General features: G+C 75.2%; 13 protein-coding genes. 4 read left to right on the top strand and 9 right to left on the bottom strand.

Annotated elements, in window-relative coordinates; translation table 11 throughout:
* Positions 1–54: 54 nt before the first annotated feature.
* The 4 genes from galK to K1J57_RS06345 are packed head-to-tail and all read right to left on the bottom strand — an operon-like array spanning position 55 to position 3,204.
* A complete protein-coding gene (gene galK / locus K1J57_RS06355) occupies positions 55–1,182 on the bottom strand; it encodes a galactokinase (protein WP_220563538.1) in 1,128 nt (375 codons plus the stop codon).
* On the bottom strand, positions 1,179–1,301 hold the full coding sequence (locus K1J57_RS33340; protein ID WP_255646862.1) for a hypothetical protein: 123 nt from the start codon (positions 1,299–1,301) through the stop codon (positions 1,179–1,181). The genes galK and K1J57_RS33340 overlap by 4 nt, the downstream gene beginning before the upstream one ends.
* On the bottom strand, positions 1,298–2,407 hold the full coding sequence (gene galT, locus K1J57_RS06350; RefSeq protein ID WP_220563537.1) for a galactose-1-phosphate uridylyltransferase: 1,110 nt from the start codon (positions 2,405–2,407) through the stop codon (positions 1,298–1,300). The genes K1J57_RS33340 and galT overlap by 4 nt, the downstream gene beginning before the upstream one ends.
* On the bottom strand, positions 2,404–3,204 hold the full coding sequence (locus K1J57_RS06345; protein WP_220563536.1) for a DeoR/GlpR family DNA-binding transcription regulator: 801 nt from the start codon (positions 3,202–3,204) through the stop codon (positions 2,404–2,406). Before K1J57_RS06345 ends, galT begins: the two co-directional genes overlap by 4 nt.
* Positions 3,205–3,412: 208 nt before the next feature.
* Between K1J57_RS06345 and K1J57_RS06340 the strand changes: the two genes are divergently transcribed.
* Entirely contained in the window at positions 3,413–5,608 is a 2,196-nt protein-coding gene (locus tag K1J57_RS06340; protein WP_255646861.1) for an alpha-galactosidase, read from the top strand.
* 95 nt (positions 5,609–5,703) lie between these two features.
* Here the strand turns inward: K1J57_RS06340 and thiD are convergent, their stop codons facing one another.
* Together thiD and K1J57_RS06330 are read right to left on the bottom strand one after the other, a co-directional pair.
* The gene (thiD, locus tag K1J57_RS06335; protein WP_220563534.1) at positions 5,704–6,501 is read right to left on the bottom strand and encodes a bifunctional hydroxymethylpyrimidine kinase/phosphomethylpyrimidine kinase; all 798 of its coding nucleotides are present in this window, start codon (positions 6,499–6,501) and stop codon (positions 5,704–5,706) included.
* Between the two features lie 180 nt (positions 6,502–6,681).
* A complete protein-coding gene (locus K1J57_RS06330) occupies positions 6,682–7,935 on the bottom strand; it encodes an NAD(P)/FAD-dependent oxidoreductase (RefSeq protein WP_220563533.1) in 1,254 nt (417 codons plus the stop codon).
* A gap of 128 nt (positions 7,936–8,063) precedes the next feature.
* On the opposite strand from K1J57_RS06330, the gene K1J57_RS06325 reads away from it, so the two are divergent.
* The 3 genes from K1J57_RS06325 to K1J57_RS06315 all read left to right on the top strand — a co-directional run bounded on the left by K1J57_RS06325 (position 8,064) and on the right by K1J57_RS06315 (position 11,221).
* Positions 8,064–9,230 carry a hypothetical protein gene (locus K1J57_RS06325; RefSeq protein ID WP_220563532.1) on the top strand — a complete coding sequence of 389 codons (1,167 nt, stop codon included), beginning with the start codon at positions 8,064–8,066 and terminating at the stop codon, positions 9,228–9,230.
* Between the two features lie 84 nt (positions 9,231–9,314).
* Positions 9,315–9,935: a TetR/AcrR family transcriptional regulator gene (locus K1J57_RS06320; protein ID WP_220563531.1), complete on the top strand. Its 621-nt coding sequence runs from the start codon at positions 9,315–9,317 to the stop codon at positions 9,933–9,935.
* A gap of 119 nt (positions 9,936–10,054) precedes the next feature.
* Positions 10,055–11,221, top strand: a complete 1,167-nt coding sequence (locus tag K1J57_RS06315) for a DUF418 domain-containing protein (RefSeq protein ID WP_220565368.1) — start codon at positions 10,055–10,057, stop codon at positions 11,219–11,221.
* Between the two features lie 58 nt (positions 11,222–11,279).
* Here the strand turns inward: K1J57_RS06315 and K1J57_RS06310 are convergent, their stop codons facing one another.
* From K1J57_RS06310 to K1J57_RS06300, 3 genes are all read right to left on the bottom strand, one after another.
* Entirely contained in the window at positions 11,280–15,980 is a 4,701-nt protein-coding gene (locus tag K1J57_RS06310) for a hypothetical protein (protein ID WP_220563530.1), read from the bottom strand.
* A gap of 133 nt (positions 15,981–16,113) precedes the next feature.
* Positions 16,114–18,447 carry a cation-translocating P-type ATPase gene (locus K1J57_RS06305; RefSeq protein WP_220563529.1) on the bottom strand — a complete coding sequence of 778 codons (2,334 nt, stop codon included), beginning with the start codon at positions 18,445–18,447 and terminating at the stop codon, positions 16,114–16,116.
* 50 nt (positions 18,448–18,497) lie between these two features.
* A complete protein-coding gene (locus K1J57_RS06300) occupies positions 18,498–19,463 on the bottom strand; it encodes a hypothetical protein (protein WP_220563528.1) in 966 nt (321 codons plus the stop codon).
* Positions 19,464–19,665: the final 202 nt, after the last annotated feature.

The raw sequence follows: 19,665 nt of genomic DNA, 5'->3' as shown, positions 1-19,665 counted from the left end.
CGCCCCCCGAGCCGTCGGAACCGGTGAGCGCCGGCGGGTCCGGAGGGACCCGGTTCAGGCGAGGCGTCGGGCGCCGGGGGAGGGGACGGTGGCGAAGAACGCCGGCTCGGCGAAGCCGCGCTCCTTGTAGGCGCCGCGGACCGCCTCGGCGCAGGCGTCGGCGCGCCCGGCCCCGACCAGGGCGATCACGCAGCCGCCGAACCCGCCGCCGGTGATGCGCGCGCCCAGCGCGCCCGCGGCCAGGGCGGCGTCCACGGCGGTGTCCACCTCCGGGACGCTCACCTCGTAGTCGTCGCGCAGGGAGGCGTGCGAGGCGGTCAGCAGCGGTCCGACCGCGGCCACCGCGCCCGCCCGCAGCAGGTCCACGGCCTCCAGCACCCGGGCGTTCTCGGTGACCACGTGGCGCACCCGGCGCCGGGTGCGGTCGTCGGGCAGGGCGGCCAGCGCGGCGGGCAGGTCGGTGACGTCGCGCAGCGCGCTGACCCCCAGCAGCCGGGCGGCCTCCTCGCAGCTGCGGCGGCGGTCGGCGTAGGCGCCGTCCACCAGCCGGTGCGGGGCGCGGGTGTCCACCACCAGCAGGGTCAGCCCACGCGAGGCAGGGTCGAAGGGCACGTGCTCGGCGGCCAGGGTGCGGGTGTCCAGGAACAGGGCGTGCCCCCCGCGGGCCAGCATCGACGCCGACTGATCCATGATCCCGCAGGGCATGCCGACGAAGCCGTTCTCGGCCCGCTGGGCCAGCAGGGCCGTCTCCTCCGGGGCAGGGGGCGCGTCCCCGGCGGCGGCGAGCAGGGTCGCGCACACCAGGGCGGCGGAGGAGGACAGGCCCGCCCCGGAGGGGACGTCCCCGTCCACGTACAGGTCCAGGCCGCCCGCGGGGCGCCCCGTGTCCGCCAGCGCCCACAGCGCGCCCGCCGGGTACGCGGCCCAGCCCGCCACGGTCCCCGGTTCCGGGAGGGCGTCGGCCTCGAAGGCCTCCGGGGCCTGCGCGGACCGGAACCGCAGCCGCCCGTCGGCGCGGGGCGCCGCCGCGACCGTCACCGCGTGGGGGAGGGCGACGGGCAGCACGAACCCGTCGTTGTAGTCGGTGTGCTCGCCGATGACGTTGATGCGCCCCGGCGCCCGCCACACCCCGGCCGGGCCGTAGCCGAACGCCGCGCGGAACCCCCGCGCCGCGGCGCTCACGCCGGCTCCCGGACGGTGTCGCGGCGGCCGGGGACCGGGCCGCCGGGCGCGGAGCCGGACGGCGCGGCGGCCGCCCCGTTCCCCGAGGTCCCGGAGCCCGCGGTGGGGGTCGGTCTCACGGCGCGGCCTCCCTGAGGCGGCGGGCGACGGTCTCAGGCGCGACGTCGTTGACGAACACCCCCATGCCGGATTCGGTCCCCGCCAGGTACTTGAGCCTGTCGGGCGCGCGGCGCACGGAGAACACCTCCAGGCGCAGCCGGGACAGGTCGCGGCCGGTGCGCACGGGGGCCTGGTGCCAGGCCGAGATGTAGGGCAACGGCAGGCCGAACAGGCGGTCCAGCCGGCGCAGCACGTCCAGGTACAGCGGTCCGAAGCCGTCGCGTTCGGCGTCGGTGAGTGCGGGCAGGTCGGGCACCGGGCGGTGCGGGTAGAAGTGGACCTCCACCGGCCAGCGGGCGGCCGCCGGGACGAACGCCGTCCAGTGCTCGCCGCGGGCGACCACCCGCAGCCCCGCCTCCTGTTCGGCGCGCAGGACGTCGGCGAACAGGTCGCGGCCGGTGCGTTCGCGGTGGGCCCGTGCCGAGTCCAGGATCCGCCGCGTGCGCGGTGTGACGAAGGGGAGCGCGTAGATCTGCCCGTGCGGGTGGGGCAGGGTCACCCCGATCTCCGCTCCCCGGTTCTCGAAGCAGTACACCTGCTCCGTGCCGGGCAGGGCGGACAGCGCGCGGGTGCGCCGCGTCCACGCCTCCAGGACGGTGCGCACCCGGCGGGGCGTGAGGTCGGCGAAGGAGGCGTTGTGGTCGGGGCCGAACACCACCACCTCGCAGCGCCCGGTGCCCGGACGCCGGGACCGCTCCACCTCGCCGACGTCGTCGAGGACGCGGCCGCCATCCGCGGCCAGGGAGGGGAAGCGGTTCTCGAACACCACCACGTCGTAGTCGCCGGCGGGGACCTCGGTGGCGCGGTCGGCGGTGGACGGGCACAGCGGGCAGGCGTCGGCGGCCGGCATGTGGGTGCGGCCCTGGCGGTGGGAGGCGATGACCACCCACTCGCGCAGCAGCGGGTCGAAGCGCAGCTCCGAGGCCGTGGAGAGGGGCGGCAGGTCGCGCCGGTCGGGCTCGGGGACGCGGGGCGGGGCGCCGTCCTCGTCGAAGTACACGATCTCGCGCCCGTCGGCCAGCCTGGCCGGGGTGACGCGGACGCCGTCGGCGGCGGTCCGGCTCATGCCGGGTCCTCCTTCTCCGTCTGCGGGGCGCGGGCCCCGGCGAGGACGAGGCGGCCCACGCGCTCGCCGAGCACCTCGCGGGCCCGGGGGGCGAGCCCGTCGTCGGTGACGAGCACGTCGCAGCGGTCCAGGTGCACGATGGTGCTGATGCCGACGGTGCCCCACTTGCTGTGGTCGGCGGCCACCACGAGGGTCCCCGCCGCCTCCACCAGGGCCCGGTCGGTCTCGGCCTCCAGGAGGTTGGGCGTGGTGAATCCGGCGCGCTCCTGCATGCCGTGCACGCCCAGGACGAGCAGGTCCAGGTTCAGCCCCCGGATGGAGGCGAGCGCCAGCGGGCCGACCAGCGCGTCGGAGGGGGTGCGGAAGCCGCCGGTGAGGGCGACCGTCCGGTCCGGGCGCGCGGCCCGGTGGAACACCTCGGCCACCGGCAGGGAGTTGGTGACGACGGTCAGCCCCGGGGTGTCGACCAGGTGCTCTGCGACCAGCGCGGTGGTGGTGCCGCCGGACAGCCCGACCGCCGCGTGCGGGGGTACGAGCCCGGCGACGGCGCGGGCGATCGCGCGCTTCTCGTCCCCCTGGAGGGCGGACTTGGCTGCGAACCCGGGCTCCTCGGTGCGGGCCCGGGCGACGGCTCCGCCGTGCACCTTGCGCAGGGCGCCCCGCGCCTCCAGGGCGTCCAGGTCGCGGCGGACGGTCATGTCCGACACCGCGAGGCTCTCGACCAGGTCCGCGACCCGGACCGCGCCGGTGCTCCGGATCCGTTCGAGGATCAGCTCCTGCCGTTGGGCGGCCAGCATCGCTTCTCCTCGGCCGGTGGAAAATGTTCGATCCCGTTGGGAACTGTGGACCACGGGCCGTTGGAGTGTCAACAACGGGGAAGAGAACGCTCCACGGCCCCGCTTCCGTGTCGGAAGGCGTTGGATCGTGTCGGCCGGTGTATTGACAGCCGGCGAACCCGGAACCGAGCATGTGGGGGCCGCCCCAGCGACCCCCGGAGGACCGCCCGTGCCGCAGCAGCCGGGAGCGCCGACCGCCCCCGCCATCGCCCCCGACGTCCCGACCGTCCGATTGGCCGCGGCCGGGACCGCGCTGGTGCTGGGCGTGCCCGACACGGGCCTGCCGTACGTCCTGCACTGGGGCGCCGACCTGCCCGACACCGCCGGGCTGGCCGCGCTGTCCGGCCCGGCCGTCCCGCACAACACCGTCGACGCCGCCTTCCCGCTGTCCCTGGTCCCCGGCCAGGGGGAGGGCTGGTCCGGGCACCCCGGGCTGTCCGGCCACCGGGAGGGCCGGGCCTCACACCCCAGTTGGCTGGTCCGCGAGGTCGTCGTGGACCCGCTGCCGGACGCCCCGGCCGGCACCGGCGGGGTGCTGGTGTTCACCGCCGAGGCGCCGGCCGCGGGACTCGGGCTGCGCGGCGAACTGCGGATGGAGGCCGACGGGCTGGTCCGGGCGCGCCTGGAGGCGACCAACACCGGCGAGGACGTGTGGACCCCGGCGGCCCTCCACGTGTTCCTGCCGCTGCCCCGGGAGGCCGAGGAGGTGCTCGACCCCACCGGCCGGTGGTGCCGCGAACGCGTGCCCCAGCGCCGGGACCTCGCCCAGGGGACCCTGCTGCGGGCGTCCCGCCGCGGGCGCACCGGCCACGACGCCCCGCTGTTCCTGGTCGCCGGGACCTCCGGCTTCGGCTTCCGCCGGGGCGAGGTCTGGGGCGTGCACGTCGCCTGGAGCGGCGACCACGTCCACCTGGCCGAACGTCTGCCCGAGGGGGCCGGGCAGGCCGACGCCGTGCTCGGCGGCGGGGAACTCCTGCACCCCGGCGAGGTGCGCCTGGCCCCGGGCGAGTCGTACGGCACCCCCTGGGTGTGCTTCTCCTGGTCGGACCGGGGGCTGGACGGCATGTCGGCGCGCGTCCACCGGTGGCTGCGCGCCCGCCCCCACCACCCGGCGACGCCGCGGCCGGTGGTGCTCAACACCTGGGAGGCCGTCTACTTCGACCACCGCCTCGACACGCTCAGGGCGCTCGCCGACACCGCCGCCCGCGTCGGCGTGGAGCGCTTCGTCCTCGACGACGGATGGTTCCGCGGCCGCCGCGACGACACGGCGGGCCTGGGCGACTGGACCGTGGACCCCGAGGTGTGGCCGGACGGGCTGCACCCGCTGTTCGACCACGTGCGCGCGCTGGGCATGCAGGTGGGGCTGTGGGTGGAGCCGGAGATGGCCAACCCCGACTCCGACCTGTTCCGGGCGCACCCCGACTGGATCCTGAGCCCCGCCGACCACCGGCCGCCCACCGGACGCGGCCAGCACGTGCTCGACCTGGGCCGCCCCGAGGTCGCCGCGTACCTGCTGGAACGGCTGGACGCGCTGGTCGCGGAGTACCGGCCCGACCACCTCAAGTGGGACCACAACCGCGACCTGCTGGAGGCCGTGCACGGCCCCACCGGCGGCGCGGGTGTGCACCGCCAGACCGCCGCCGTGTACGCGCTGCTGGACCGGCTGCGCGCCCGCCACCCCGGACTGGAGGTCGAGTCGTGCTCCTCCGGCGGCGGCCGGGTGGACCTGGGCGTGCTGGAGCGCACCGACCGGGTGTGGGCCTCCGACGTCAACGACCCGCTGGAGCGGCTGGCGATCCAGCGCTGGACGGGCCTGCTGCTCCCGCCGGAGCTGGTCGGCGGCCACGTGGGCGGGCCGGTGTCGCACACCACCGGCCGGGTCACCGACCTGGCGACGCGCTGCCTGACCGCGCTCATCGGCCACCCCGGCATCGAGTGGGACATCTCCGTCTGCACCGAGGAGGAGCTGGGCGTGCTGGCCCGCTGGACCGCCCTGTACCGGGAGCTGCGCCCGCTGCTGCACACCGGGGACCTCGTCCGCGCGGACGATCCCGACCCCGCCGAACAGCTCGACGGCGTCGTCGCCCGCGACGGCGCGCAGGCCGTCTTCCGCTACGCCCGCCTCACCTCCTCGGTCCGCACCCACCCGGGCCGGGTCCGCCTGCCGGGACTGCGCCCGGACCTGCGCTACCGCCTGCGGTGGCGCCAGGACGTGGGATGGCCCGCCACCATGCAGCGCGCCGTACCGGAGTGGTTCACCCTCGGGGAGGCGGTCGCCTCCGGCCGTGTCCTGGAGCGGTCCGGCGTCCAGCTGCCCAACCTCGCCCCCGGCCAGGTGATCCTGCTCCACCTCACCCCCGCCTGACCGCCGCCCCGCCCCGGAGGGGTGTGGCCCGGGCCGTTCGGCATTCCGAAGGCCCGGGTGCCGGGTGGCCCCGAGGGCCCGCCGCCCCGGACGGGTCAGCGTGGGGAGCGGGTGGTGACCGAGGCGAAGGGGGCGTGGGTGGTCAGCCTCTGCTCGATGCCCCGGCGCACCATCTCCTTGGCGGTGGCCGCGGCCGCGCCCACCTCGGCGCCCTTGGCCAGCTCCGCCGTGATCGCGGCGGCGAAGGTGCAGCCCGCGCCGCTCACACGCTCCTGGCCGATCTTGGGGGCGCGCAGCACGGTCACCTCCTCGCCATCGAAGTGCACGTCGACGGCGTCGGGACCGGGCAGCTCCACGCCGCCCTTGGCGATCACGTGCGAGGGCCCCAGGTCGCGGATGCGGCGGGCCGCCTCGACGAGGTCGTCGACGGTGTCGATGCTCTCCATGCCCGACAGCGTCATCGCCTCGAAGTGGTTGGGCGTGATCACCGTCGCCAGCGGCAGGACCTTCTCCGTGAGCGCCTTGTCGGTGTCCAGCGCCGCGCCCGGCTCCTGGCCCTTGCAGATCAGGACCGGGTCCAGCACCACGTGCCGCCAGTCCCGCTCGCGCAGGCCCTGTGCGACCACGTCGATGGTGTCGGGGGTGCCGAGCATCCCGATCTTCACCACGTCCAGGTCGTGGCAGGCCGTGGCCGCCTCGATCTGGTCGGCGATGACCTGCGGGTCGACCGGCACGAACCGGTGCCCCCAGCCGTTCTTCGGGTCGAAGGAGACGATGCAGGTGATCGTCCCCATCCCGTAGACGCCCAGCTCCTGGAACGCCTTCAGGTCGGCCTGGATCCCGGCGCCCCCCGTGGCCTCAGAACCCGCGATCACGTACGCGCGATCGGTCATCGGGCAACCCCCTCGTGTTGGATGTGCTCTGGTCGGTGCCGGGAACGGACTCGGGGAAGGCGAGACGGTTCCACGGCTCCGCACAATTCCACCACAAAGCCCAGGTAAGGGGGCGTTGTCCACAGGCCGTCCCGTTCTCTCCCGGGCGCTTCCGGGGCCCGGTCCGGCGGCGGGACGGGCTCAGCGGTCGGACAGCAGGTCGTCGGAGACCGCGTAGCCGCTGTCGTAGGCGCCGTCCACGGTGTTCTCCCCCGTGACCGCCTCTCCCGCGAAGAACAGGGTCCGGTCCACCGGCCCGCCCAGCGCCGCGGGCGCGTCGTGCGCCCCCGGCGGGACGTGCAGGTACGCGCCCCGGCTGTACTCGTCCGCCGCCCAGTCGTGCGTGATCCTCCCCACGGGGTCCGGCACCGCGCCGCCCACCGCGGACGCCAGCATCCGCAGCCCCTCGGCGAACCGGTCGGGGCCCGGGCGGGCCAGCAGGTCGCGGGCCCGGTCCCCGGCGGCCCACACCGACACCGTCTCCGGGTCGCGCGCCACGCTCCAGACCACCGCGCCGTCCCCGTCCAGCGTGTCCCGGCCGGCGGGCAGGACCGGCCGGTCGAACCGGTACACCAGCTTGACGGCGTCGGTGGCCTCCAGCGCCGCCGCCGCGTCCCGGTGGCCGGCGGGCAGCGCGGGCTCGAACCGCACCGACCCCGACCGCAGCACCCCGACGGGCAGCGCCAGCACGCACCGGCGGGCCCGGACCGGGCGCCTCCGCCCGGCCACACCGATCTCCACCCCGGCCGGTCCGCGCCGCACCAGCCGGACCGGGCTGCGCAGCGCGATCACCGGGCCCGCCGCCAGCGGTTCCAGCAGCCGGTCGTACCCGTCCGGCACCCGGAAGTCCTCCCGCGGCGTGCTCCACCAGTCGAGCACCCCGGTGTCGTGCACCCACCGCGCGCTCCACCGCTCCAGGGGCTCCCCGTCGACCTCCACCGGCGGCCACAGCGACTCGGGCACCCCCAGCCTGCGCAGGTAGGCGGCGGCGTCCTCGTCCTCCCGCGGCCCCCGGGGCAGGTCCAGGGGCGGCGGCGCCGCCCGGTCCGAGCGCATCCGCACGGTACGCGCCCCGGTCTCGGCCACCAGCTCCCAGGTGGAGGCGTCCGCCCCGTGGATCAGCCCGGCGCCCAGCTCCACCGCCACCGGCGCCAGGAACCGGTCGGTGAACACCTGGCCGCCCACCCGGCCGCGGGCCTCCAGCACCACCACCCGCAGGCCGTGGTCGTACAGGTTGCGCGCGGCGGCCAGCCCGGCCGGCCCTGCCCCGACCACCGCCACGTCCCATTCCGGGGGCGGGACGGCGGAGGAGGCGGTGGCGGCCAGCAGGGCGCCGCCGCCCAGCGCGAGGAAGGCGCGGCGGCTCCGGCGGGAGGGGCGGGGGGCGGAGGGCATACGGGTATGAGAGCACGCGCGGCGCGCGCGGCCGCTCCGGGGTGCGGTCCGTCGCCGCCATGCACCAGACTCGGACACGGAACACCGGCCGCCCGAACCACACCGGTCACCGAGGAGTCACACAGCGCATGTCCGACACACAGAGTCCCGGCGGTCCCCGCCCCGATCTGGTCGCCTTGATCGTGGAGGCGTTCGCGCGCGCGGAGATCACCGCGGAGCGGCGCTCGTCCACCGAGGTGCTGATCCACATCCCCGAGGCCGAGCCCTTCCTCAACGACTACGCCGAGGCGGTCCGGAGCGCCCGCGAGTACCCCGACGAGCAGTACCCGGAGCTGGCCTCGCAGGTCGTCCTCGCACTGATGCGGGGCTTCCGCGAACGCGGCGTCGCCCTGGGCACCCACTACCCGCCCCGCACCTCCGACCACGCCCGCGGCGCCCTCCTGGCCGTGCTCGAACAGCTGGGCCTGCGCGCCAGGTTCCTGTTCCCGAACGTCCTGGAGGTGGGGACCCCCCAGGGTTCGGTCCGCACCGACGTCAGCCGGTACCTGGAGGGCCTGGAGGACGCCTCCGTCGACGCGGCCTTCGACCGGGCGGGCCCCTACGCGGAGGCCCTCGCCGGGCAGATCCGGCAGATCGCCCCGCAGAACGCGGACTCCGCCGGCCGGCTGCGCTCCCGCGTCTACCCGGTCGGCGCCCTCCCGCAGGAGGTGTGGGACACCCTGCTGTACCGCGACTTCGCCGAGGGCCTGCGCGAGACGGTGGTCATCGACACGCCCGACAGCGTGCAGCCGCTGAACCGGTCCGCGCTGGAGTCGATGGACCTCACGCGGGAGCAGGCCTTCACGCAGGCGGTGGCCGCCTCGGTCGCCGAGGAGGTGGAGGCGAGCGAGGTCGACCTCGGCGGCGCGGCCATCATCCACATCGGCGGGGCCCAGCCCTACACCGCCGCCCAGGCCCACGTGCTCTCCCGCTTCCTGGGGGAGGCGCCCCACGGCGCGCTGGTGGCCTTCCCGGTGCGCGAGGTGGTGCTGGCGCACCCGCTGGGCAAGGGCCACCCGATCATGGCGATGGAGCGCCTCCAGGAGCTGGCCGAGCGCTTCGTCGCCGACGCGGAGAAGCCGATCAGCGCCCAGCTGTTCTGGTGGCACCCGGACTCCGCCGAGCGGGCCGAGGCCGGGGTGCCCGACCTGCGCCCGGTGGGGGTGAAGGTCGACCACGAGGACCGGTCGGTGTCCCTGTACACCTCCGACGACGAGTTCGGACCGCTGCTGAACCGCTTGATGGAGGCCGGCTGAGGCCTCCCGCCCCGGGCGCGGCCGGAGTCGGCCGCACCCGGGGCCACCCCTTGCCCCATAAAAATATTTCGATATTATTTTTTCATGGCACGGACCGCGGATCACGAACAGAGGCGACGACAGGTCGCCGAAGCGCTCATGGCGGTGGTGGGGGAGCGGGGCCTGGCCCGGACCACCCTCGCCGACGTCGCCGACCACGCCGGGGTGTCCGTCGGCCTGGTGCAGCGCTACTTCCGCTCCAAGGCGCAGCTGCTGCGGTTCGGCGTGGAGCACATGTACCACCGGGCCGAGCAGCGGTTGCAGGAGGTCTCCGACGGACCGGTCTCCTCGGTGCGCGACTGGCTCGACCGCGCCACAGAGACGCTGCTGCCCCTGGACGACGAGCGCGTCCGCGAGCTGACCGTCTGGCTGGAGTTCCTCCCGGCGGCCCTGGCCGACCCCGAGATGCTGCGGATGCACCGCGAGACCACCCGGACCCTCGCCGACGCGCTCATCGAGGCGCTGGAGATCGCCGTGAGGGAGGGGGAGCTCCCCGCCGACCGCGACCCCCGGGCGGAGGCGGTCGCCCTGATCGCCTGCGTCGACGGCCTGACCCTGCACCACATCGTCACCGCCGAGCCCTTCACCGCTGAGGCGATCCGTACCGCCCTCACCACCCATCTCGACCGGCTCTTCACGGCCCCTGAGAGCCCCCGGACCCCTTGATCACCGATGAGCCCGACACGGAGGCCACGACCTTGACCGGTCACACCGACGAGACCCGAGCACCCGACACCCCGGCGGCCCCCGCCGCACCCGGTGCCCCTCCGGCCGCGTCCCGCCGCCTGCCCCTGCTCGACGTCCTGCGCGGCGTCGCGATCCTGGGCACCCTCGCCACCAACGTGTGGCTGTTCGCCGCACCCGGCGGCGAGGCCAACATGCTCTTCACCGCCTCGCTCAGCCCGCTGGAGGCGGCGCTGTCCGACCCCTCCCCGGCGACCGTCGCCGAGGGCGTCTTCCTGCTGCTGTCCAACGGCAAGTTCCTGGCGCTGCTCACCCTCCTCTTCGGGGTGGGCCTGGCCATCCAGTTCCGGTCCGCGGCGAAGAAGGGCGGCCGCTGGCCCGGCCCCTACAAGTGGCGGGCGCTGTTCCTGTTCACCGAGGGCCTGGTGCACTTCACCCTGGTGTTCGCCGCCGACGTCCTCATGGGCTACGCCGTGACCTCCCTGCTGGTGGCCTGGCTGCTCACCCGGTCGCAACGGGCCCAGAACGCGGTCATGTGGACCTGCCTCGTGCTGCACCTGGCCGTGGTCGGCCTGCTCACCGCCGCGTACACGCTCTTCCCGCAGCCGGGCGAGCAGTCCGCCGACGGCGGGGTCCCGGCCGACGTCGTGGACCTGTACGCGCACGGCGGCTACCTCGAACAGATCGCGTTCCGCCTGGACAACGCGCTGGCGATGCGCTCGGAGCCGATCATCACGTTCGCCTTCATGGTCTTCATGTTCCTGCTGGGCGTGCGCCTGTTCCGGGCCGGCGCCTTCGGCGGCGACGCCGCCGGGCGGCGGCTGCGCGGCCGCCTGCTGGCCTGGGGCCTGGGCGTGGGCGTCCCGCTCAACATCGCGACCGCCCTGGGCGGGGCCGACCTGTTCTTCGTGGACCGCTACGTCGCCGCCCCCGTCGTGGCCCTGGGCCTGATCGGCGCCGTCGGGTGGCTGGTGGACCGGGCCGACCCGGCGGGGTGGGGGATCGTGTCCCTGTCCTCCCTGGGCCGCATGGCGATGAGCGGGTACGTGGCGCAGAACCTCCTGTGCATGCTCGCCTGCTACGGCGTCGGCCTGGGCCTGGCCGCCCGGCTGGACGGGACCGGCCCGTGGTGGGTGATGGGGCTGTGGGCGGCGGTCGCCGCGCTGCTCCTGGCCTGGTCCACCCTGTGGCTGCGCCGGTTCCGGCTCGGGCCGCTGGAGGCGCTGCAGAAGGCCGTGCTGGGCCGGATCCCCGAACGCCGCCGCTGACGGCGCGGGCCGCCGACGGCGGGCCGGTGGTGCGCGCCGCGCACCACCGGCCCGCGGCTCAGCCGTCCGCCTCCCGGGAGCGCCAGGCCGCCTCGAACATCTCGTGCAGCGGGGCGATCGGGAGCTGCCCGGAGGTCGGGGAGACCAGCACCTTCTTGTCGGAGAGCACCGCGAAGTGGGTCTGGAGCTTGGCGGCCTCCACCGGCAGGTCCGGCGCCTTGGGCGCCACCCACCCGTCCTGCGCGAACAGGGTCCGCCCGGCCCTGGGCCGCTTGCCCTGGTCCACCGCGCCCGTCTCCAGCAGCCGTGCGGCCGTCTTCTTGTGCCGGGCCGCCGACCAGCCGTTCCACCGGCGCACGTTCTGGTCGGTGGGCCGGGACAGGGTGAGCAGCTGGAGGTACAGCGCGGCCGCGTCGGCGTCGGTGTCCAGCGCGGCGGCGGCCTCCTCCACCAGCTCCGGAACGCTCAGCCGCGGGTCGGCCTCGTACCCGCCGGCCGGAACGGGGGTGTCCGCGGTCCGCGCGGCCATACGGCCCAGCGACCCGACGCAGACCTCCCTGAGGCCGCGCAGCTCCACCAGCAGCGACGCCTTGTCCTCGGGGTCCTTGAAGTCGCGCGCGATCAGGGCCTTCTCCGTCGCCTCGTACACCCCGGGCTCGAAGAACCCGGCGGGACGCACGTAGACGTGTCCCCAGTGCGTTCGTCCGGCCGCCATGACGAGCAGCGGCCCGCCCAGGATCTCGGGGATCCGCCGTTCGGGGTCGCGGGTCCGGTGCAGCCGGTAGGGCAGCCGCTCGTACCCGGTCGCCTCCAGCAGCGGGAGAATGTCGCTGAGATCGGCGTAGGAGCCCACCGGCACCAGCAGCCCCGGGGCCCGCATCCGGTCGACCAGCCGGCGGTACAGCTCCGGCACCCCCGCGGCGCACGGGTGGCCCACCGGGAGCCGGGCGGACGGCCACGCCACGAGCGAGGTCGCCACCCGGTACGGATAGCAGGTGACCGGGTCGTAGTGGTAGATCTTGCGGTCCGGCAGCCCGTCCTCCGACACGGAGAACAGGGAGGGGTTGCTGTACGGCCCCTCGTCCTCGGCGATGACCCGGTTCAGGTCCCGGGTGCAGAAGTCGGAGGAGGACGGGTCCATGAGCGTCTCCGCCCACTGCGCACCCAGCTTGAGCTCCTTGTCGAGCAGGGCGACGGCCTCCGCGTCGAGCACGGGGCGCACCCCGACCAGTTCCGCCCACACCGCGGCCGCCCGCTCGGCGGCGCGCACGTCCCCGTCCGGCTCCCACAGGTCGGCCGGATCCTCAGGCAGGGCGGCGCCCAGCAGCCGGGTCAGGCCGTCCGGGCCCAGGGTCCTGACCACCCGGTCGTACTCCCCGGCCAGGCTCGTCCGCGCCTTGGCGCCGCCGGGCCTGGCGTCCGGGAGCCCCAGGCGCCCGTTCAGCACGAGCACGGCGAGGGGATCCAAGGCCCCGGTCCGGCCGACGAACGCGCGCACCGCCCCGTCCCCGGCCCTGGCCGGCCCCCGCTCGTCGAGGAGTTCCAGCAGGCGGCGGAGGCGCGCGGCCCGGTCGGGGCCGACGGTCACCGTGTCCACGCCGTCGGCCTCTTCCGGGACGGGCGCGGAGTCCGGCTGCACGAAGAAGTACCACTCACGGGGGTGCGGGATCTCGCCCGGCGCCGGGGCGGGGTGGACGGAGGAACTCCAGGACGTCTGTACGCGCTTTCCGGTGACGATCGCCTGCCCCGCCGCTACCAGCGGCTCCAGCGCGCCGCCCCGGGCCAGTCCCCGCCGCCACCGGGTGCCGGGCTCCGCGAAGGGTTGGCCCGCCCAGGTGCGGAGCAGGTCGATGAGCGCCCGCCGGGCCTCCTCGTCGGTCGTGGTCGCCAGCCTCCACAGGGCGGCGTCCACCCGGCCCAGCAGGTCGGGCCAGTGGAGGGGCGGTGCGGGCGGGGAGACCCGGCGGGTCGCGTCGGTGATGTCCCCGCGCAGGAAGGCCCCGTCGGCGGCCACGGCCGTGAGGGTGGCGGCGCCGGACCCCTTGGAGAGCGTCAGCGGGGTGAGGCCGTGCAGGGCCCGGCCCAGTTCCCCGTCGGTCGTGGCGGACGGCGCCACCACCTTCGCGGTCTCGATCGAGGAGAGGAAGCGGGTCGCCCGCTCCCGGCGCCCGCGCACCCTAGCCGTGTGCAGCACCGTCTCCACGATCCCGCCGGGGCCGTCGACGAGCCGGTCGGCGGTGACCCCGGGGAGCAGCCGGGCCACGGCGTCGCGCACCGCGGCGGCGTCCCCGGTGCTCCCGGCGGCATCGAGGAGCCCGCGGGCCAGCGCGGCGTCCGCCCCGCGCAGCGCCCTGGAGCCCTCCGCGTCCCGGGGCACCAGGAAGTGCCAGAACGCGGGCGGGGGGAACAGCATGCGGCCGCCGCCGTCGCCCGGTCCGTCCGGGTCGTGGCCGGGGAGGCACCACACCTCCCACCACGGCTCGTCGCCCTCGGTCGTCAGGCAGCGCAGAACGCGCACGCGGCTCTTCCACTCCTCCACCAGCAGGCCGTCGCCGCCCCCGGGCATGCGGAGGACGCCCCAGGATTTGGAGGTGTACCTGTGACCCGTCGTGGCCCTGCGCCCGTCGACTCCTTCGACGACGGTGGTCCGGGACTTCTTCCCGGACCCCTCGTCGACGGTCTCGCGCAGGCGGAACCCGACGACGCCGTCCACCGCGCCCAGCGGTGAGTCCGTGACGCCCTCGGGCAGCGGAACCAGGCTGCACCGCCCCAGCCGGGAGTCCTTCCCGGCATCGGTGCCGACGAGGAACCCGGGGCGGGAGTGCACACCCGTCGGGGTCCCGTCGACCGGGTCGAGCTCCTCGAAGGGCGGGTCGTCGGCCTTGCGCACGTACAGGTGGCGCCACAGCCTCTCACCGTCGCTCAGCAGGTCCTCCGAGCGGCCCACCCCCTCGGGGTCGCCCGGCCGCACCAGGCGGTCGCCCCCATGGCGGCCCCGGTCCCCGCCGAAGCTGAAGCCGAGGGCGTCGCTGAAACGTCCGCCGGGGGAGGGGACGTCGGCGGGCCGGACGCCGGTGAGGACGCGCCCGGGGTCCGAGCACCAGAACGCCGAGCGGTGGTCCGCGTCGTCGTCGCCGTCGTGCCAGGTGACCAGGAGGTCGTCCCCGACGTGGTGGACGGCGAACCGCGACGCCTCCGCCGGGATCGTGAACGAGACGCGGGCCCGCACCCCCCGGTGGTCGACGGCGACGGCCAGGGACCGCCCGTAGAGGGTGAGCACCGGCCAGCTGGAGGTCATCCCCAGCAAGGGCTCCTCCGCGGCGGCGAACTCCGCGACGGCCTCCTCGAAGGCGGGCCAGGTGTACTCCGCCGGGACGCCGAACCGCAGGGCGCGGGCCAGCGGCCCGGACAGGTCGGGGCCGTCCAGGTACCGGCCCGCCCGGGCCAGGGCCAGGGCGTTCCCGTGGCCGAGCAGCTTCTCCACGGCGGCCACCGCCGCCTCGGCCGCGAGCGGTGTGCCCTCGGTGAGCCGTTCCAGGTGGTTGTCCAGGGCCTTCGCGGTCTCCGGTGCCAGGCCGGGGACGTCATCGGCAGCGGCCGGTGCGGTCTCCGGTGCGGTCTCCGGCGCGGGCTTCGGCGCGGGGGCTGTCGGAGCCGGACGGAAGCGGGCGAACCGCGGGTCGGCGGCCACCGCCTCCAGCGGCCCGCTGATCCGGGAGCGGAGTTCCACCCTCGGGCCGGGGTCGTCCACGGGCAGCCCGGCGGCCAGGCAGGCGTCGGCGAACCCGAGGTCCAGGGTGGGCCGCCACCGGCCCGCGTCCAGCCTGACCCGCCCGCCCCCGGCGCGGACCCGGTCGGCGATGCGCGGGACCAGCGCGTGCAGCTCCGGCGCCATCGGCTGGATCTTCATGTACCGGCCGTCCTTGACCTGGGAGTACCGGCGCGGGAAGGCGGAGAGCCAGTCCGCGTACCCGCCCGCGGGCACGATCCTCCCGTCCACCAGGTCGTCGATCAGCCCGAGGGAGTCCAGCAGCCGCAGCCAGGCGCCGCCGTCGGTCGTGGCCTGGGGGAACAGGTTCACCAGGGCGGCCCGGGCGCCCTCCTCCGGCGGGTGCTCGGCGAACACCTTCGCCGCGGCGTCCAGGAGTCTGTCGGAGGCCCCGGCCCCCGGGGCGCGTTCGGTGAGGATCCGGCCCAGAGAGCGGCCGACCTCGTCGGGTCCCAGGCCGGCGTGCGCGGCCGCCGCCCGCAGCCGGGTGACGAGGTCGGCGGGCAGGCCGTCCTGCCCCCGCGCCCAGCCCTGGAGGAACCGCAGGAACTCCCGGTACGCCTCCTCCGCCGGGAACAGCCCGGTCAGCCGGTCCCAGTGGAGGCGGACCTCCTTGGCGGGCAGTGCGCCGTACCGGGTGAACAGCAGCGCGTTCTCGACCGCGTGCACCTTCGACACCGGGAGCCGGTGCCGCGCCTCGGCCTCCCGGGCCGCCGCGTACGCGGCCCCGGCCCGGCGGGGGTGCTGCGGGGCCAGCCGGTGGCCGATGGTGTCCCACAGCCACGGCAGGTGGTCCAGGGGGAGCCCGACCCGGGAGGCGCGGGACTCGATCCAGTTCAGGTCCCCGGCGAGCTTGCGCGGGGACTGCGGCAGCTTGTCGAGGAACTCCGCGGCCGCCTGTTCGTTGGCGGGGTCGTTGAGGCGGACCCAGTCGGAGTAGAGCGTCGACTCCGAGGCGTGCTGCGGGAGAGGAGGGAGTGGATGAGGCATGCGGGGAGTATCCCAGTGGTCACGGACACCCCGGGGCCCCGGGCCCGCCCCCGCCGCACCTCAGAAGAACGACCGCCGGAGCGGCGCGGTGCCCCGGACCGGCGGGTCCGGGGCACCGGGCGTGTGCGGCGGCTCAGGCCGCGAGGGAGGAGGACTCCCGGCGGCCGGAGGCGGGGAGCGCGGAGGCGTCGGGTGTGTCCTCGTTGCCCTTCAGCGGCGCGAAACCGCGCAGCCGGAGGCTGTTGCTGATGACGAAGACACTGGAGAACGCCATGGCCGCTCCCGCGATCATCGGGTTGAGCAGTCCCGCGGCGGCCAGGGGCAGTGCCGCCACGTTGTAGGCGAAGGCCCAGAAGAGGTTGCCCTTGATGGTGTTGAGGGTGCGGCGGGAGAGCCGGATGGCGTCGGCGGCCGCGCGCAGGTCGCCGCGCACGAGGGTGAGGTCGGATGCCTCGATGGCGACGTCGGTGCCGGTGCCCATGGCCAGGCCCAGGTCGGCGCGGGCCAGGGCTGCGGCGTCGTTGACGCCATCTCCGACCATGGCCACGGTGCGCCCCTCGGCCTGGAGGCGTTCGACCACGGCGACCTTGTCCCGGGGCATGACCTCGGCGATGACCTCCTCGATACCCACCTCGTCGGCCACCGTCCGGGCCACGGCCTCGTTGTCACCGGTCAACAGGATCGGGGTCAGACCCAGGGCGCGGAACTGCTCGATGGCCTGGGCGCTGGTGGGCTTGATCGCGTCGGACACGACCAGCACCGCGCGGGCCGCGCCGTCCCAGCCGACGGCCACGGCGGTCCCGCCCGCGGCCTCCGCGGCGGCCTTGGCGCTCGCCAGTTCGGCGGGCAGCTCCTGCGACCACTCGGCGAGCAGCGAGGTGCGGCCGACCAGGACGGCGTGGCCGTCGACGATGCCCTGGACGCCCTGTCCCTCGACGTTGGCGAAGTCCTCGACCTGCCCGAGCCCGCCGGTACGGGCGAGGGCGGCCTTGGCGATGGCCTGGGCGATGGGGTGCTCGGAGGCGTTCTCCAGGGCCCCGGCCAGCCGCAGCACCTCGTCCTCGCTCTGGCCGGGGGCGGTGAACACGTCGGTGAGCGTCATCCGGCCGGTGGTGACGGTGCCGGTCTTGTCCAGCACGACCGTGTCGATGCCGCGGGTGGTCTCCAGGACCTCCGGGCCCTTGATGAGGATGCCGAGCTGGGCGCCGCGCCCGGTGCCGACCAGCAGCGCGGTCGGGGTGGCCAGGCCCAGGGCGCAGGGGCAGGCGATGATGAGCACCGCGACCGCCGCGGTGAACGCCGCCGCCACCGATCCGCCGGTACCGATCCAGAAGCCGAGGGTCACGGCCGCCAGGGCGATGACGATGGGGACGAAGACGCCCGAGATCCGGTCGGCCAGGCGCTGGACCTCGGCCTTGCCGTTCTGCGCGTCCTCGACCAGGCGGGCCATCTGGGCGAGCTGTGTGTCGGATCCGACGCGGGAGGCGCGCACGACCAGGCGTCCGCCGGCGTTGACCGTGGCACCCACCACGGCGTCGCCGGGGCCGACCTCGACCGGCACGGACTCGCCGGTGAGCATGCTCATGTCGACGGCGGAGGTGCCCTCCTCCACGGTCCCGTCGGTGGCGACCTTCTCACCGGGCCGGACGATGAACAGGTCGCCCTCGGTCAGGTCGGCGGTGGGGATCCGCTGCTCGGCGCCGTCGCGCAGCACGGTGACGTCCTTGGCGCCGAGTTCGAGCAGGGCGCGCAGGGCGGCGCCGGCCCGGCGCTTGGACCGGGCCTCGAAGTAGCGCCCGGCCAGGATGAAGGTGGTGACCCCGGCGGCGACCTCCAGGTAGATGTTGGCGGAGCCGTCGGTGCGGGCGATGGTGAGCTCGAACGGGTGCGTCATGCCCGGCTCGCCCGCGGTGCCGAAGAACAGCGCGTACAGGGACCAGGCGAAGGCGGCGATCGTGCCCATGGACACCAGGGTGTCCATGGTGGCCGCGCCGAGCTTGAGGTTCTTCCAGGCGGCGATGTGGAAGGGCAGCGCGCCCCAGACGAGCACGGGCGCCGCGAGGACGAGCGAGGCCCACTGCCAGTAGGTGAACTGGAGCGCGGGGGCCATCGCCATCGCGATGACCGGCACCGACAGCAGGGCGCTGACGATGAGGCGGTCGCGCAACGGGCGGGTCGGGTCCGCGGCCTCCGCCGCGCCGTCGTCGGCGGCGGCGTCGGCGGAGCGGGGCACCTCGGCGGTGTACCCGGCCTTCTCGACCTGGGCGATCAGCTCCTCGGCGGGCACCGGGTCACCGTCGAAGACCACGCGCGCCGTCTCGGTGGCGTAGTTGACGGTGGCGGTGACGCCGTCGAGCCGGTTGAGGCGCTTCTCGATGCGGCTCGCGCAGGAGGCGCAGGTCATGCCGCCGATCGCCAGCTCGATCCGCTCTCCGGACTCTCTGACGTCTCCGGTTCCGGTGTTCATCGTTGCTCCTTGAGGTCGTGGGGGTGCGCGGCAGGGGGGCGTCGTCACGGTCAGTGGGAGTGCGGCGCGTGGCTCTCCTGGTCCGTGTGCTCCTCCGCGGTGACGGTGCCGTCGGCGGTCACGGTGAACTCCGCGGTCCGCACCTCGCCGCCGTGCTTGAAGTCGAGGAAGAGCCGGTAGTCGCCGACGGAGGGCACCATGGCCTGGAAGGTGATCTCGGGCCCGGGCTCGGTCACACCGTCGCCGGGCTCGCCCTCCGGGTGGACGTGCAGGTAGGCGAGGTCGCCGGCGCGCAGCGCCACGAGGTGGCCGTAGGCGCCGAGGTAGGGCTCTAGGTCGGTGACCTTCTCGCCGTCGCGGGTGACGGTGAGGGTCAGCGGGTTGGTCCGCCCGGGGACGAGGTCGCCGTCGAGGGTGACGGTGTAGCCGTCCACCTCGGCGGTCCGCTCGGCGGCGGGGAGGTCCTGCGGCTCGTGGTCGCCGGGGACGGTGAGGTCCGCGCCGAGGGTGAGGCCGCTCCCGTGCTCCTGCGGGACGAAGTCGGCGAACATCCGGTAGGCCCCGGGGGTATCCACCTCCAGCGGGACGCTCCAGGTGCCGTCTTCGGCCATCTCCGGGTGCACGTGCCGGTATCCGCTCATGTCGCGGCCGACCACGATCAGGTGCATGCGCTTGTCGTGCGACTCCTCGAACCCGGTCACGGGCTCGCCGTCGGGGCCCAGGATGCGGAACGAGAGGGTCTCCTCCTCGCCCGCCCGGTCGGGGGTCCGGACCGGGGTGAGCGTGTAGCCGTCCTGGGAGATCTGGAGGCCGGAGGGGGTGGAGTGCGCGCCGTTCATGGAAGTCTCCTCGTCGGTGGTGGCGTCGGTGCCGGTGGTGCCGTCGTGGCCGGTGTGCTCGCTCGCCTCGGTGGTGTCCGGGAGCAGGGGGCCCACCAGGCCGCCGGCCCCCATCGCTCCGGCGAAGGCCACGGCGAGGCCCAGTCCGTAGAGCCCGAGCTTGGCGGGGACGTTCATCGTCGGTCCTTTCCTTCCTCTGTGGCCGGATGCTTCGAGCGGTGTGCGCCGGAGCCCTCCATGGGGGAGTTCGTCGGCGACAACTCAAGAAATACCATACCCCCCCAGGGTATACAAGTCCCCGGGGTGGTGCCACTGTGACGTGTGTCCTCGAATCCGTGGACACGGCGGAGCCGGGCGGCCCCTCCTCGGGCCGCCCGGC

The sequence above is a fragment of the Nocardiopsis sp. MT53 genome, from assembly GCF_019598965.1.
Taxonomy (GTDB): Bacteria; Actinomycetota; Actinomycetes; order Streptosporangiales; family Streptosporangiaceae; genus Nocardiopsis; species Nocardiopsis changdeensis.
The sequence above is the reverse complement of the archived record's forward strand: the minus strand, read 5'-3'. Positions and strand labels throughout refer to the sequence as shown.